This is a genomic window from Mammaliicoccus sp. B-M6 (genome assembly GCF_022386965.1).
Classification (GTDB): Bacteria; Bacillota; Bacilli; order Staphylococcales; family Staphylococcaceae; genus Mammaliicoccus; species Mammaliicoccus sciuri_A.
In genome coordinates this window covers 1-13,920 of record NZ_JAJNHJ010000008.1, presented here as the reverse complement: position 1 = coordinate 13,920, position 13,920 = coordinate 1, and the positions used below count along the sequence as shown (strand labels likewise).

At 30.9% G+C, this 13,920-nt stretch carries 17 protein-coding genes; 8 read left to right on the top strand and 9 right to left on the bottom strand.

Translation table 11 applies throughout. From position 1 onward, the window contains the following. Nucleotides 1-9: 9 nt before the first annotated feature. Both LQ693_RS04460 and LQ693_RS04455 read right to left on the bottom strand, forming a co-directional pair. Nucleotides 10-954, bottom strand: a complete 945-nt coding sequence (locus LQ693_RS04460; protein ID WP_107572853.1) for a sugar kinase — start codon at nucleotides 952-954, stop codon at nucleotides 10-12. Nucleotides 955-969: 15 nt separating this feature from the next. Beyond that, a complete protein-coding gene (locus LQ693_RS04455; RefSeq protein ID WP_107572852.1) occupies nucleotides 970-1,602 on the bottom strand; it encodes a bifunctional 2-keto-4-hydroxyglutarate aldolase/2-keto-3-deoxy-6-phosphogluconate aldolase in 633 nt (210 codons plus the stop codon). 157 nt (nucleotides 1,603-1,759) lie between these two features. Between LQ693_RS04455 and LQ693_RS04450 the strand changes: the two genes are divergently transcribed. Both LQ693_RS04450 and LQ693_RS04445 read left to right on the top strand, forming a co-directional pair. Beyond that, nucleotides 1,760-2,512 carry an IclR family transcriptional regulator gene (locus LQ693_RS04450; protein ID WP_107565795.1) on the top strand — a complete coding sequence of 251 codons (753 nt, stop codon included), beginning with the start codon at nucleotides 1,760-1,762 and terminating at the stop codon, nucleotides 2,510-2,512. 88 nt (nucleotides 2,513-2,600) lie between these two features. Next, complete coding sequence (locus LQ693_RS04445; protein WP_107565794.1) at nucleotides 2,601-3,209, top strand: FMN-binding negative transcriptional regulator; 609 nt, start codon at nucleotides 2,601-2,603, stop codon at nucleotides 3,207-3,209. 185 nt (nucleotides 3,210-3,394) lie between these two features. Here LQ693_RS04445 and LQ693_RS04440 read toward each other — a convergent pair whose 3' ends face one another. Next, on the bottom strand, nucleotides 3,395-4,237 hold the full coding sequence (locus LQ693_RS04440) for a LysR family transcriptional regulator (protein WP_025904771.1): 843 nt from the start codon (nucleotides 4,235-4,237) through the stop codon (nucleotides 3,395-3,397). Nucleotides 4,238-4,334: 97 nt separating this feature from the next. Here LQ693_RS04440 and LQ693_RS04435 point away from each other — a divergent pair, with 97 nt between their 5' ends. The 3 genes from LQ693_RS04435 (at nucleotide 4,335) to LQ693_RS04425 (ending at nucleotide 6,944) form a co-directional block, all read left to right on the top strand. After that, entirely contained in the window at nucleotides 4,335-5,321 is a 987-nt protein-coding gene (locus LQ693_RS04435) for a YeiH family protein (protein WP_107572851.1), read from the top strand. 57 nt (nucleotides 5,322-5,378) lie between these two features. Then, complete coding sequence (locus tag LQ693_RS04430; protein ID WP_025904773.1) at nucleotides 5,379-6,203, top strand: trypsin-like serine peptidase; 825 nt, start codon at nucleotides 5,379-5,381, stop codon at nucleotides 6,201-6,203. Between the two features lie 516 nt (nucleotides 6,204-6,719). Beyond that, nucleotides 6,720-6,944 carry a TetR-like C-terminal domain-containing protein gene (locus tag LQ693_RS04425; protein ID WP_107565792.1) on the top strand — a complete coding sequence of 75 codons (225 nt, stop codon included), beginning with the start codon at nucleotides 6,720-6,722 and terminating at the stop codon, nucleotides 6,942-6,944. 23 nt (nucleotides 6,945-6,967) lie between these two features. Here LQ693_RS04425 and LQ693_RS04420 read toward each other — a convergent pair whose 3' ends face one another. The 3 genes from LQ693_RS04420 to LQ693_RS13745 form a co-directional block, all read right to left on the bottom strand. After that, complete coding sequence (locus LQ693_RS04420; protein ID WP_025904774.1) at nucleotides 6,968-7,345, bottom strand: polyketide cyclase; 378 nt, start codon at nucleotides 7,343-7,345, stop codon at nucleotides 6,968-6,970. A gap of 67 nt (nucleotides 7,346-7,412) precedes the next feature. Then, nucleotides 7,413-8,192, bottom strand: a complete 780-nt coding sequence (locus LQ693_RS04415; protein WP_119495325.1) for a GH25 family lysozyme — start codon at nucleotides 8,190-8,192, stop codon at nucleotides 7,413-7,415. Between the two features lie 33 nt (nucleotides 8,193-8,225). Continuing rightward, nucleotides 8,226-8,339, bottom strand: a complete 114-nt coding sequence (locus LQ693_RS13745) for a DUF6440 family protein (RefSeq protein ID WP_308192878.1) — start codon at nucleotides 8,337-8,339, stop codon at nucleotides 8,226-8,228. A gap of 161 nt (nucleotides 8,340-8,500) precedes the next feature. Between LQ693_RS13745 and LQ693_RS04405 the strand changes: the two genes are divergently transcribed. Further along, nucleotides 8,501-8,815: a thioredoxin family protein gene (locus LQ693_RS04405; protein ID WP_058590832.1), complete on the top strand. Its 315-nt coding sequence runs from the start codon at nucleotides 8,501-8,503 to the stop codon at nucleotides 8,813-8,815. Between the two features lie 2 nt (nucleotides 8,816-8,817). Here LQ693_RS04405 and isaB read toward each other — a convergent pair whose 3' ends face one another. After that, nucleotides 8,818-9,369 carry an immunodominant staphylococcal antigen IsaB family protein gene (gene isaB, locus LQ693_RS04400; protein WP_049319496.1) on the bottom strand — a complete coding sequence of 184 codons (552 nt, stop codon included), beginning with the start codon at nucleotides 9,367-9,369 and terminating at the stop codon, nucleotides 8,818-8,820. A 228-nt stretch (nucleotides 9,370-9,597) separates the two neighbouring features. Further along, nucleotides 9,598-10,818 (bottom strand): MFS transporter, encoded by a 1,221-nt coding sequence (locus tag LQ693_RS04395; RefSeq protein ID WP_158011153.1) that lies wholly within the window; start codon nucleotides 10,816-10,818, stop codon nucleotides 9,598-9,600. 172 nt (nucleotides 10,819-10,990) lie between these two features. Between LQ693_RS04395 and LQ693_RS04390 the strand changes: the two genes are divergently transcribed. After that, on the top strand, nucleotides 10,991-11,980 hold the full coding sequence (locus LQ693_RS04390) for a siderophore ABC transporter substrate-binding protein (RefSeq protein ID WP_239703083.1): 990 nt from the start codon (nucleotides 10,991-10,993) through the stop codon (nucleotides 11,978-11,980). Between the two features lie 26 nt (nucleotides 11,981-12,006). Here LQ693_RS04390 and LQ693_RS04385 read toward each other — a convergent pair whose 3' ends face one another. Then, nucleotides 12,007-12,879, bottom strand: coding sequence for an AraC family transcriptional regulator (locus tag LQ693_RS04385; RefSeq protein ID WP_025904780.1), 873 nt, complete (start codon nucleotides 12,877-12,879; stop codon nucleotides 12,007-12,009). Nucleotides 12,880-13,084: 205 nt separating this feature from the next. On the opposite strand from LQ693_RS04385, the gene LQ693_RS04380 reads away from it, so the two are divergent. After that, the gene (locus LQ693_RS04380) at nucleotides 13,085-13,660 is read left to right on the top strand and encodes a GNAT family N-acetyltransferase (protein WP_025904781.1); all 576 of its coding nucleotides are present in this window, start codon (nucleotides 13,085-13,087) and stop codon (nucleotides 13,658-13,660) included. Nucleotides 13,661-13,920: the final 260 nt, after the last annotated feature.

Genomic DNA, 13,920 nt, shown 5'->3' with positions numbered 1-13,920 from the left:
CACTCTTTTCTATCTATTTATAAGTTCTTTACCACTCAAGAAACTTTCTACTTGTTCTAAATATGGCAATCCTTCGTTATCGCCTATTACTTCTGTAACCATTCCACCAACTGCATTTGCGAATCTTACGCGTTCTTTTGCTGTATATTCTTTACTTAAAGCGAACAAGTATCCGCTTGAAAAGCCATCTCCAGCGCCTACTGTATCGATTGGACTTACTGGAAAGACTTCTGTTTCAAATTGTTCTTCATTGCTTACAAATTGTGTTGGTAAATGTCCACCTTTGACAATGATTTCTTGTAAGCCTTGTTCTTTTAATAAATCTTCAATATTTTCAAATGGTGTCGCTATTTTAAGAATTTCTAGTTCTTCATCGCTTGTTAACAGAATATCTGTATAAGGCAATAACGCGCCTAGACTTTCACTTGCTGTTTCTTTAGACCAAGTTTTTAGTCTAATATTTGGATCTAAAGTTACAGTTGTATTTGCTTTTTGTGCTTTTTTTATCATTGATTGAATCAGTTCGATTTTATGGTGCAATAATGCGACAAACACACCACTGACGTGGAAATAATCAATATCATCAAAGTTAATATGTGCGACATCTTCTTCTGTTAAGTCTTTAATGGGTGCATTGTCTCGATAATAAAATGAAGCACCGCTTCCATCTGCATTGATTTGTTTAAAATAAACGGACGTGTTTTTTCCTGATACTTGTTCGATATGCTCTGTATCAATACCTTCTCCACGTAAATTATTGATAATATGTTGACCAAATTCATCTTTACCAACTTTTGAATAAAAAGTTGTTTCTAACCCTAATCTACTCGCACCAATTGCTACATTTAATTCCGCGCCTCCAATTGTTCTTTGGAATGTATGATTAAATTTCAAAGGTCCTTTATTACTAGGATTCATGGCTATCATGGAATCACCTATTGTGAAAAGCCTCATTTCTACCACTCACTTTCATCGATTTCTAACAGCTTCTACATACTTTTGAGCTTTTTCTGAAATAACTTCATAATTATTTCCTGTAAATTCTTTCGTTAAGTCGCCACCAATACCTACAGCAAATGAACCTTTTTCAATCCAATCAGATACGTTATCTAAATTCACGCCTCCGGAAGGCATCAGTTCTACGTTAGGTACTGGACCTTTAATATCTTTAATAAATCCGGCACCTAATTGTCCTCCTGGGAACAGTTTAATTAAATCAGAGCCATAGCGTAACGCTTCTATAATTTCTGTTGCACTACTACAACCTGGTAAGTATGGAATAGAATATACATTACATAATTTAGATATATTGGTGTCTAAATGCGGACTTACAATATATTGCGCCCCTTTATTAATCGCAATTTGTGCAGTAGCAGCATCTAACACTGTACCTGCACCAAGAACGATATCATCACCATATTGTTTATGTACTTGATTAATCACTTCTTCAGCATTCGGTACAGTAAACGTAATTTCTATATTTTTAAATCCACCTTTAATGATTTCATCCACAATTTTCTTTGTTTCATCCTCGTCATTCCCTCTAACAACTGCAACGAGGTAATTTTCATGTAACTGGTTTAAAATTTTATACTTTTTCAAAATAGCCCTCCGTTCCACATTATGATACAATGTATTGTATAGTAATATTTAGTATTATTATAACGTTTGTGAAAACGTTGTCAATTATTTATTTTCATCTATGTTACTTAATTCATAGAATAATTTATGCTATATTTTTATCAAAGAGGTGATGATTATGGCTTCTAACGTTCAATCCATTGACCGCGCATTAAGCATTTTAGAAATCATATCTGAAAAAGAACAAATATCATTAAAAGACTTAGTAGATGAAACTCAATTATCTAAAGCAACTGTACATAGACTTGTTAATTCATTGATTAGCAATGGCTACGTTCAACAAAACGCATTGACCAATCAATATGAAATAACTTTTAAAATGTTCCAACTTGGGAATAAACGTGTACAAAATATTGATTTTTTAAATGTAGCTAAAAGTATGATTAGTCAGCTGATGACAACAGTTGGGGAAACATGTCATTTAGTAGTGGAAGACAATAACGAAGTGGTATATATTGATAAATTTATACCAAGTAATAACAATCGATCGATGGCATCAAAAATTGGGAAACGAGCACCAATGTATTGCACAGCAGTAGGTAAATCTATCCTTTCGACGTATGAGAATGAAAGAATCCAAGAAATATGGAATCAATCGAACATTGTTAAACTAACCGAAAATACAATCACAGACTATGATCAATTCATCGATGAAATAGCAGTCATCCGGGAACAAGGTTATTCCGTTGATAACGAAGAAAACGAAAAAGGCATATATTGCGTAAGTACATACTTCGTAAACTATCGAAACGAAGTCCAAGGCGCTATCAGCCTTTCATTCCCTACAACAGAATTAGATAAGAAAGAGTTCTTTGTAGATGAATTAAAAACATGTGCTAACAAAATTTCTAGATTACTTGGGTATCATTAAGAGAATAAGTAATTTTAAAGAGTGGGTGGCGCACGATATCTCTCAGCCTTCGTGCATTATGATGAATGATTTATAAGGGGGCTTTTACATGTATGTACCAAAATATTATCAAATGAAGGATTATGGAAAAATCAAAGATTTTATGATGCATAATAATTTTGTAACCATCATTACTTATGACGAATTAAAACCTCTTGCTACACATTTACCGGTTAATATTGAAGAAAAAGATAATACCTTATATGTGTCAGGCCATTTTGCAAATGCTAATAAACAATGGCAAACAATCGAATCAAACGAACATATCCTTATCATATTCCATGGTCCTCATGCTTATATTTCTTCTACATGGTATGAAAAAGAAGATGTTCCAACTTGGGATTACCAAAGTATACATGCGTATGGTAAAGGGCATTTGTTAAGTGAGTCAGAGTTAGTAGATGATTTGACGATCCTTTTAAATAAATATGAAAGTCATCGACAAAATGGTGCAACTTGGAACAATTTATCAGATCAAACGAAAAAACAAGTTAAAGGTATTGTAGGTTTTAAAATGGAAATTGAAGAAATTGATGCTGCTTATAAACTAAGCCAGAATCGTAGTGACATTGATAAAAAGAATATTGTTTCGGAACTTAATAAAAGTGAAAATCCTGTAGATACAGTATTGGCCAAAGAAATTGAAGATAATAAATAAATGTTGTTACATAAGGGAGCGGGACAGAAATCTAATTTGTATAAAAAGATTTCGTAGTCCCGCCCCGGCAAGGATGACTAGAGTTGAAAAAAGCTTGTTAAAAGCGCATTTTCAATTCAGTCAGCTACTGCCAAGATGTTTAAAGAGACTGAGACATTATATTATGTCCCAGTCTCTTTATGTATTTATCTAAACTCATAGTTCTTAATTTCATTTACGATCGTATTATATTTATTTGTCTTGTATCTTGATTTGTTAGACACTATAAAGAAATTACGATTTAAATCTAGGTCGTTTGTGACGATATAATCTTCATCAAATGATTTTATAGAGAAATTGGATAATATCGTAAAGCCCATGTTTTGTTTAACGAGTTCTAAAATTAATTGGTTATCATTAATGACGACTTTACGAGATGTTAAATTCAATTGCTGTAATAGCATATCTTGATAATATCTTATACCCGATCCTGTTTCTCTAACGTAACATCTTAATTGATTTAAATTTTGGTTTGTTTGTTTATTTTTCACGAGTAATAGTTTATCTCTCGTTAGGACTTCACTATTGATTTTGTCGTCCAGTACTGGCTTTTCGATAATGCCTAGATCAAGTGAGTAATCTTTCAACTTATTTAATATATCAGCTGAGTTATAGACATATATATGAATATTTAATTTTGGATATTTTGTTTGTAGATAGATTGTTAAGTCTAGTAACATCGATTGACCGAAAGTGTGACTCGTTCCTATGACAAACTTCCCTTTCACATCTTCTTTATGCTGATTAATTTTTGTTTGCAATTGCTCATCTAATATTGCTAATTGGCATGCATAGTTATATAACTCTCTTCCCTCTTCTGTCAAAATAATATGCTTTCTTGTATTTTCAAAAATCTTAATTTGATATTTTTCTTCAAGTGTTTTGATATCTCTACTTATTGATGGCTGTGATTTATATAACTTTTCGGCAGCATTCGTAAAGCCCTCTTCTTCTACAATAACTTTTAAGATTTGTAATTTATCTTCCATTACAACCACCTCATATCATTTTTGTTATATTATATATTTAAAAATAGCATTTCACAAATATTCATCTTGCACTTAAACTTACGTTGAGGTGAACATTATGGGGGAGAAATTTAATAAACGTTTTTTACTCGGTATTGGATTTACGTTTTTAGTTGCTATTGTCAGTATACTTTTATCGTATTTACCGGTATTTAACAAAGTTGGTGCACTCGCAATTGCGATTATTACAGCTATTTTATATAGACATTTCAGGGGATATCCTACGCAAATCGAATCGGGGATTGCATTTTCATCAAAAAAATTATTAAGATTTGCGATTATTCTATACGGGCTTAAATTAAATTTGTGGACGATTATTCACCAAGGTAGCACATTATTATTACTAGATGTTGGTGTCGTCGCTTTTGCGATATTGTTTATTTTGTTTTTAAATAAAATCATTAAAGGAGATAACAATTTAGTCTTGTTATTAGGTGTTGGAACTGGTGTTTGTGGTGCAGCTGCAATTGCCGCAATATCACCTATTCTTAAATCTAAAGACAGTGATGTTGGGATTAGTGTAGGTTTAGTGGCCATAATGGGTACAATATTCTCTTTAACTTACACGCTATTATTCGCTATTTTTCCAATGAATGCTGAATTTTATGGTATTTGGTCAGGTTCAAGCTTACATGAAATTGCACACGTTATTTTAGCAGCAGATGCCGGAGGACAGTCATCATTAGGCATTGGCTTATTAACAAAGTTAGGTAGAGTATTTCTATTAATACCATTAAGTATTATTTTCTTAATTATCGTTAATAGAAAGAGATCACATAAAGTGTCACAAAAAATAGACTTTCCGTACTTTTTAATTGGATTTTTAATTATGAGCGCTGTGAATACGTTCATTCCTATTCCTGAATCAATAGTAAATGTAATCAGTACATTTACAACACTCATCTTAATTATGGCAATGGTCGGTATCGGTTTAAATGTATCTTTCAGTGACTTAAAAACGAAAGCATTCAAACCAATGATAGCAATGCTTATAACGTCAATCGTGTTATCAGTAATCACATTTATTGTCGTTGGATTTTTATAATAGAAATATCAGGGTATAACATAGTGATGATTCAATTTTGAGAAAGATTGTGATTAAATGCTGTTATACCTTAAATTATATTTAATACTCATAATTTCCATGTTCAATTATTTATTGATACCAACTGATGTCCCTGCAACCTATAAAGATACATTTACTAAAGCAACACATCATGATTATCAAGAAGCTTTTAAATTAGGTTCACAAATTCCAAATGAGCAACTTAAAATCAAACCATTTCATTCAAACGACAAAACTATCAGTCAAGCTGTTGGTAAAGTTACATCTGATGAAACAGGCAAGTCAGGAAATGGCGCAACAGGGTTTGTCGTCGATGATCATACAGTTATCACAGCTTCACATGTCGCAAGTGATGATGACGGAAATAAGGAAAAGAAACAATTTTATTTCTTTCCAGCTAAATCTAATCAATATACACCGATGAAATTCAAGATTAAGCAATTTTATAAATCAAACGAAAGAGATGTCGCAGTACTCATTACTGAAAAATCATTAACACCTAAAATTAAACCTTTAACTATAGCATCCGAACGTGAAATTCAAAAATTGAAACCTAAATCAGCATTATTTATGGCAGGTTATCCAAATGAAGAACCATATGACGGTCAATATATGTATCAATCAAAAGGATTCTATCTTAAACCAACTCAAGACTATATCGAATATATCGGACACATGCATCGAACTATAGGATTTTCAGGATCTCCAGTATTTAATCAAGACAACCATGTCATAGGTATACATGCACATGGCATTCGTCCAACTGAAAAAGTCAAAAACCCATCAACTAGAGACATATACACAGGCGGACCACTCATTACTAGTAAGACAAAAGCATTTATAGAAGAACATAAAAAATAAAGCTGGGATACAAAATCCTAGCTTTAAAGTATCTATTTATATAGATATTTAAGACATACAAACGTCTGGGACAGAAATGTTCTAGACTTTTTTCATTTTTAGAAATAAGAAGCTGAATATTGCAAGTGGAGCGTGACTAGCAATGTTGAGAGGCTGAATATTGCAAGCGGGGCTCGACAAGCAATGTTGAGAACCTCGTATTTATCAAGACTGGTGAAACAAGCAACATAGAACCTCTGTATGTTGCAAGACAGCCTAAACAAGCAACATAGAACCTCACGTTTAGATTGATTTTTCAATTAAAAAAAGACTGGGACACAAAGTAATGTCTCAGTCTCTTTTAATATTTCTATGTAGTATTAATTTTTATATCTGCGCTACAACGCCGATTATTTATTAACATTATTATACCAATTTATGTCAAATTAGACAATATTTATTTAACTATTAAATTCGTACTATTTAATATAATCGTCTGTCAGAAAAAGCTCTTTCTCGATTTTTATCTATTAACCATTGATATTTGATCATTTAAGTTCATATAAGAATATCAACAACACTATTGGTGATATTCCATTACTATATTTCACAAGCTATGTATCAGGTGCAGGTATTTCACTTATTAAACATTGGATACAAGACGAAAATAGAATCGATAAATCTCATTTAATCAAACATTTCACAACAATCGTCAATAATGGTCCCGTCCCATTAATGGAAAAAGAACAGTTCCCAAAATAATTTTAGGAACTCTTCTAAGTTTTTTATGATTGATTTGAAAACAATTGATCATCTTTAGGTTGGTTTTCTAAGTAGATAATTTTGCCGTTTGCATCTAATCTTGCGATATCTTTGCCTTCTTGTGTATAAACACCTGTTTCATATCGATTACCACAAATTGCCCAATCTGTTTCGTAACTACCGTCTTCGTTTTGCGTCCAACCGTTGTGCATATGTTTTAAATCTTTATTTGTTGTATAAACACTTTTAACAAACTGCTTCCAAGCTTCTTTACCTTTAAAAGTCTTCTTATTTAGTACAAATTCTATATCATCATGAAATAGTTCATTTAATTTATGAAAACTTTCTTCACTGTATCTTGCTTCATCAAATAAGATAAAGTATTCATCTAATATGTTCATTATATTCACCTTCTTTTCTTCAAGTGATTATACCGTTCACTTTACAAAAGAGAAATCATAATGCTCATTAATTTATAAACCAGCTTGTTTGCACATTTGGTCCTAGTACATTTGCATCGACATTTTGATCAAGTTCTGATGAATAGTAACTATCTGTGTATTGCCATAATACATGTTCTCTTTCAGGTTGTGTTTCTTGATATGAGGCTAACCAATAACCATCATAAGAGCCGACAGCATTTGCTGTATGATTAACCATAAAGTCTTCATAAGAATATAGTAATACTTTCTTATCGCCTGAATACTTCCTCATTTCATTTAACCAAGCGAGTGTACTTGCATTCGTATCTCCTGAAGCAACTGATTCTTCCTCATAATCATTGATATAGAAACTTGCATTAGGTGCTCTATTATATAGCGATTTCGCTTCTGTTCTTGCTTCACTTGCATTTTCATACATACTATATGTATATACACCATACTTCATATTATTGGCAGAAAGTAATTTTGAATTTGTATCAAATGTTGCATCTTTATAGTCTGAACCATACTGTGCTCTTAAAATAATAAAGTCATAATTGGCTTTAAGCTTTTTAACTTGAGCTGCAGTTAATTCACCTTGCCATTCTGATAAATCAAGTATCGAATCATCTTTAGCTACTGTCGAAGATTCCTCTATTTCTTGTTTATTTCTAAAAGTATTTTGATTTTCATTTTCTATGTATTTCTTATAACCATGACCCATCGTACCTTCTTCTTGGGCCGCTTCTACTTCTTCAGATGATACATTGATGATTAACATTATCGTCACAACTGTTATCATCATTTTTAGAAATCTTCTAGACATTTAAATACTCCTTTGACTTTGATGTATATTTTATTAAACTTTATCTATTACAGGTTTTCCATTCTCATCTAACAATGGTGTTAAACCACTACCTGTACCTACCCAAGCATTGATATAGTTGACGCCTGTTTCACGATCAACAAGAATCGAAATGCGACCTAATCCTTTAACATTATCTACCTATTTAACATAAAATCGATTATTATCTTTTGAATCATTATCTTTATTACCAAACATATTTTTTCCTCCTGTTCTCATATAATGGTATAATATTTGCCATTATAATTAAATGATAGGAGCTAAATTTCATGAAAATCATCACAACTTTTGATGAATTAAATAAACAGATTGATGCACATACATTCACACTAATCTATGTATCTAGCGAGAATTGTTCGGTATGTAAAGCAGATCATCCAATCGTACAAAAAATGGTGGAAGACTATGACATTCCAGCATACGAAATTGTTGCTAATCAAATGCCAGAAGCAGTCGGACAATTAAATTTATTCACTTCACCTGTCGTATTACTTTATTACAACCAAAAAGAAGTTCACCGACAAGCCCGTATAATAGACTTTGATGAACTTCAATATCGTATAGAACAATTTAACAATCTATAGCATTATTCAACAATCGTATAGAAATCAATTCTCGTTACAGTACCTGTTTCATCAGAAGTGAAGGCAATTTTATAACCATTTAAACTCCAAGAATATTGACCTTCAACACTTCTCGGACTACCTGATTTACTGAAATCTGTACCGTAAGAATCAACAACATCATCTATCGATAAATTAAATTGATTTGCATTTGTCGGTTGTGCATTAGCATCTAAACCGTAGTTACTATATACATTTAAATTTTGATCATATAAATTTATATTTTTAGCTTCATCTTGATGTTCTTTAGCATAATCTTCATGTGCAGGTGTTTCATATCCATTTAACGTGAAATTACCTGATTCAAATCCTTTTTTGAATGTATCCGTTATGAAAAATCCAGGATCATAACTCACATATCCATTGTAATAAGAAGTATAAGGTTGAGAAGCTTGGCTATCCATATTACTGTTGCTCGCCGCATCAACGGAATGACCGTTACCCGCCGCGCCTACCGTAAATACTGTCGCTACTGCTAAACCGGTTGAAACAAAAACTTTTGAAAATTTGTTCATTCGATTACTCTCCCTTTATATAGATTATGTATCATAAGATGATACACCTTCATCCTACACTTTTAAATTTCAATTACAAGGAATATTAAATAAAACATTTATTTATTTTTATTACTTTTGTTTAATAATAATCATTTTAATAAATTTAAAAACCCCAACCCGATATTTTCGAGTTGGGGTTTAATATATACTTTATTCTAATACTTCTATTTCTTTATTGATAATCCCTCAAATTACGCCGTCATGCTTTTTGATAAATGCGTAAAGATATGCCAAGATAAAGCATAATATTGCGGTAAAGGTGAACGAAATAATATAGAATACTGAATTAATGTCAAAGAGTATACCTGCAACTAAAATTCCAAAAGGCATCATTACTTGTGACATTGTTTGTGACAATGCTAAATATTTACCTTTTATTTGTTCTGGTACATTTTTTTGTACATAAATGTTTATCGGTACATTACTCAGTACGACGCCGCTTCCGATAATAAATATACTTATAAAATATATTACAAGTATCGATAAATTATATAAATCTGTTATAAACGGAATACATAATATGAGTATTCCCACAGCTAAAGTAATCATGGCAACTTGCATATTTGCTACAAGTGTTCCTTTATTCTTCAACTTAGGATAAATCAAACCAAACAATATACCTGCTAGCGGAAATCCTGTTTCAATGATTCCTAACTGTTTAGAATTCATATTAAATATAGTGACAAAACTTCCTGGAATACCTACCGTAACGAAACCAAACATAAAGTTAATGATAGATCCTGATAATAGTATTAAAAATATATCTTTATTTGATTTCAAAAATTTAAATACAACTTTATAACTGTTAAAGAATGTATCCTTAACTTCTTCATAGACTTTACTTGCTAGAACTTTATTAAACGCAATATTAAGCACTATTATTAATGAAATGAGCTCAGTTACAAACATAATAATCATAAAAGTCTTAATATCGAAATAAGCGTATACTATTCCACCTAAAATTGGAGCACCTATTTGTAATACATTCTGAATGACATTTCTATATGAAACTGTTTGATCTATAAAACGTTCACTAACTAAACTTAACAAACCACTGTTAAAAGTGAGTGATACAGCCATATCTGTAACTGTTAAAATGACTACAATTATGTATATGTATAGAAGTTGGTTTAAACTATTTGGTATTAAGTAAATACTTATAATTGATAAAATCGATATGCACTGCATAGTTATAATAAATGATTTTTTATTAATCTTATCTATATAATATCCGATAGTAGTGCTACCCAAAATAAATATGAGCGAATATATAATCATAATATTAGAAAATGCTTGTACACTTCCTGTTATCTTTAAAACATGAAAAGAAAGCGCAAATGTAAATAATTTACTGCCAATAATACTAAAAAAGGTAAATAAAATAATAAATATATAGTTTTTCTTCATATTGCATACCACCATATCATGACTTACTTTAATTATATACAAATTATTCTATATGGGGAATAAGTAAATATGCACCCTCTAAAACATTCCCGATTTTTAAAAATAGCACTTGTTATTCTTAAATTATTTTGTATAATTGAGAAATGTTATCAATTAAAAATAGGAGGCAATCATGAAAAAGTATATAACCGTCATCGTTTGTGTTCTTTTATTATTATCTGCATGTAGTAATAGTAAAGGTGAAGTCAGTCATAAAGATACTGTCACAATTAAGAATACTTTTGAATATAAAGAAAAGAATAAAGATCATAATAGAGGTAAGAAAAAAACTGAAACTTTAACAATACCTAAGAATCCTAAAAAAGTTATTGTCATGGATTATGGGGCTGTAGATATTATGAAAGATTTGAAATTACAAAAACATATAACAGCTATTCCTAAAGGTCCAAATGGTGATTTCTTACCAAGTTATTTATCAGAGTTTAAAGATGATAAATATACCAATTTAGGAAATCCCGGCAGACCGAATTTTGAAAAAATCGCTGAAGAAGATCCGGATTTAATTTTAATATCATTTAGGCAAGCTTATACTAAAAACTTAAAAGAATTTAAAAAGGCCGCACCTAACGCAAAAGTACTTTACGTGAGTCCTGATGATGATCGTTACATAGAATCTATTAAGGAAAATGCACAAAATATTGGAAAAATATTCGATAAAGAAAATGAAACTCAATCACTCATAAAGAAACTTGATCAAAAAGTTAAATCTGTAAAAAATAAAGTGAATGACGATACCGTTATGTTTGCGAATATTGACCAAAAAGGCATTAAGACATACGGTAAAACTGGTAGATATGGTGGCTTTTTAAGTGGTGATTTAGGTATCAAACATATTGATCCAGACATGCCAGCAAACTCAAGCGGACAGTTAGTATCATATGAATATATCGCAGAAAAGAATCCAGACAAAATCTTCTATATAAATAGAACAGATGATGATTCTAAAGGATTACCACAAGAACTTGAAAATCCAGTCATTAAAAATGTTAGTGCCATCAAAAATAAAGATATACTAAAGTTTGATTCCAACACATGGTTCTTCGGTTCTGGTGGCATTAGTTCAACAATTAAACAATTAGATGATATAGAGAAAGCTTATTAATGAGAAAAAGTCTAGGGTATGGCACCCTAGACTTTTTCTATACTTCTAACTGCTATCCAAATTTCACTGTAAGCTGTTTCTTCCTGGGTATTCATTTTTGTAAATGAGAAATTTGGTACATCTTCTAATTCATACCCAGAAGATGGTAGCCATTCTGCATAAATGCTTGCCATAGTATTTTGCATTGTAGATGGGAAATGTCCTTCATTAGGAAATACAGCCCAAGTATGTGCTTCAACTTCAAAAACATCTAATAACTCACGATTTATTTCTACTTTATCAGTAATTACACCAATCATATGAGTTAAGTATCCTTCTTCTTTTTCAAAATATGCATCAGCATCATAAGAAATATTTAATACTTCTTTTGGTTCAATATTATTAAGTGTATGCATATATGATTTTTGTTCGTTTGAAATACTATTTGCAAGCTCTACAATACTTTGATTTACACCTTCAAACTGCATAGGTATCTTTGTTGAAACCCCGACAAATTTGATAGCAGGTTTATTTTCAATTCTATATTCCATATCTATACCTCCTCTTATACTTATCGTAAAAGTAAGTTTAGGAAATGATTTTATACATGCAAGATGCATTGCATTTGATGGCAAAGAACCTGTCCAGTTTTTAAATGCGCGACTAAATCCATCTACTGAATGATAACCATATTTAAAGGCTACTTTAGTAACAGATTCACCATTTTTTAAATCAACATTAGCTAATGACAATTTACGCTTTTTAATATATTCACTCAAAGGCAGACCAGATATTGCCTGAAATATTTTCCGAAAGTGATAATCAGATATACCTACATGTTTAGCAATATTTTCAATAGATAAGTCATTTGTTAAATTATCTTCAATATAATCTAATGCTTTATTTAAATCATCTATCATTCCATTCCCTCCTTACATGGTTAATCATAATTTAATACTATAATATTTACTCGACGTTATATAACCAAATTATATCGGATAGTATTCATTACCTCTAATAATTCATGAATAGCATACATCTTTATTGTAAGCTTCCTCTACAAACCTAGGTAATTAAGGTATATAATGTAATAAATTACACATATTTTTACAAAGGGGATTTTTAATGTATACAGATAAAGAATTAACTTTCCGTACGAATAGGTTGACGATTCGACCTTTAAACTATGATGACCACAAAGATTGGATTGAAGGCTTTGAAAATCGATATCCTTCGCAATATAAACACGACAAAGGGAAAATCAATATGGATGAATGCGACGAAACTTGGTTTAAAGCACTCGTTGATAAACAACAAGCGCTCATTAAACAAGACGATACGTTTATATTTGGAATATTTCTAGAAAATGGCAAACATGTAGGCATGCTGGATATTAAAGTATTAAGCAGGTCTGACTTCCAATGGGGAGAATGTGGCTATTTCTTGCACAACCAATTTTGGAATCAAGGTTATGCATTTGAAGCTATGAAAGAAGTCATCAGCCAATGTTATAAAACATTAAAACTTCATCGCATAGAAGCACATATTAATGTAGATAACGAACCTTCTAAAAAACTCATTAAAAAATTAGGATTTGAATTTGAAGTATTAAGAAAGAACTTTATTTATGAATTTGATGAATGGACAGATAACGAAGTATATTATATTAATTTACATAACGAAAAATTGATAGAATCTTAAAGATTGAGCGACCCGAAAACAAGGTTTTCGGGTCTATATTTTTATTTATCGGCCTGTATTTCTCATTTCTGGACCGGTAATTTATTTTATAGTCAAGTCCATATGTTTGTGTAATATCTTTAGAATGTAATCAACCTTTGGTTTTTAATGAATCGAACAACTATATTTATTTTGAAGTTTAAACAGATATAGTTGTTTGATCACTACTTATTTTTTTAAAAATAAGTAGCTTAATTAAGCGATAAATGGTCTGTTAGACT

Bases quoted from the DNA above. Each gene is read 5' to 3' on its own strand.
- LQ693_RS04460 (WP_107572853.1), bottom strand. From the start codon at position 954: ATGAGGCTTTTCACAATAGGTGATTCCATGATAGCCATGAATCCTAGT.
- LQ693_RS04450 (WP_107565795.1), top strand. From the start codon at position 1,760: ATGGCTTCTAACGTTCAATCCATTGACCGCGCATTAAGCATTTTAGAA.
- LQ693_RS04445 (WP_107565794.1), top strand. From the start codon at position 2,601: ATGTATGTACCAAAATATTATCAAATGAAGGATTATGGAAAAATCAAA.
- LQ693_RS04440 (WP_025904771.1), bottom strand. From the start codon at position 4,237: ATGGAAGATAAATTACAAATCTTAAAAGTTATTGTAGAAGAAGAGGGC.
- LQ693_RS04435 (WP_107572851.1), top strand. From the start codon at position 4,335: ATGGGGGAGAAATTTAATAAACGTTTTTTACTCGGTATTGGATTTACG.
- LQ693_RS04430 (WP_025904773.1), top strand. From the start codon at position 5,379: ATGCTGTTATACCTTAAATTATATTTAATACTCATAATTTCCATGTTC.
- LQ693_RS04420 (WP_025904774.1), bottom strand. From the start codon at position 7,345: ATGAACATATTAGATGAATACTTTATCTTATTTGATGAAGCAAGATAC.
- LQ693_RS04415 (WP_119495325.1), bottom strand. From the start codon at position 8,192: ATGTCTAGAAGATTTCTAAAAATGATGATAACAGTTGTGACGATAATG.
- LQ693_RS04405 (WP_058590832.1), top strand. From the start codon at position 8,501: ATGAAAATCATCACAACTTTTGATGAATTAAATAAACAGATTGATGCA.
- isaB (WP_049319496.1), bottom strand. From the start codon at position 9,369: ATGAACAAATTTTCAAAAGTTTTTGTTTCAACCGGTTTAGCAGTAGCG.
- LQ693_RS04395 (WP_158011153.1), bottom strand. From the start codon at position 10,818: ATGAAGAAAAACTATATATTTATTATTTTATTTACCTTTTTTAGTATT.
- LQ693_RS04390 (WP_239703083.1), top strand. From the start codon at position 10,991: ATGAAAAAGTATATAACCGTCATCGTTTGTGTTCTTTTATTATTATCT.
- LQ693_RS04385 (WP_025904780.1), bottom strand. From the start codon at position 12,879: ATGATAGATGATTTAAATAAAGCATTAGATTATATTGAAGATAATTTA.
- LQ693_RS04380 (WP_025904781.1), top strand. From the start codon at position 13,085: ATGTATACAGATAAAGAATTAACTTTCCGTACGAATAGGTTGACGATT.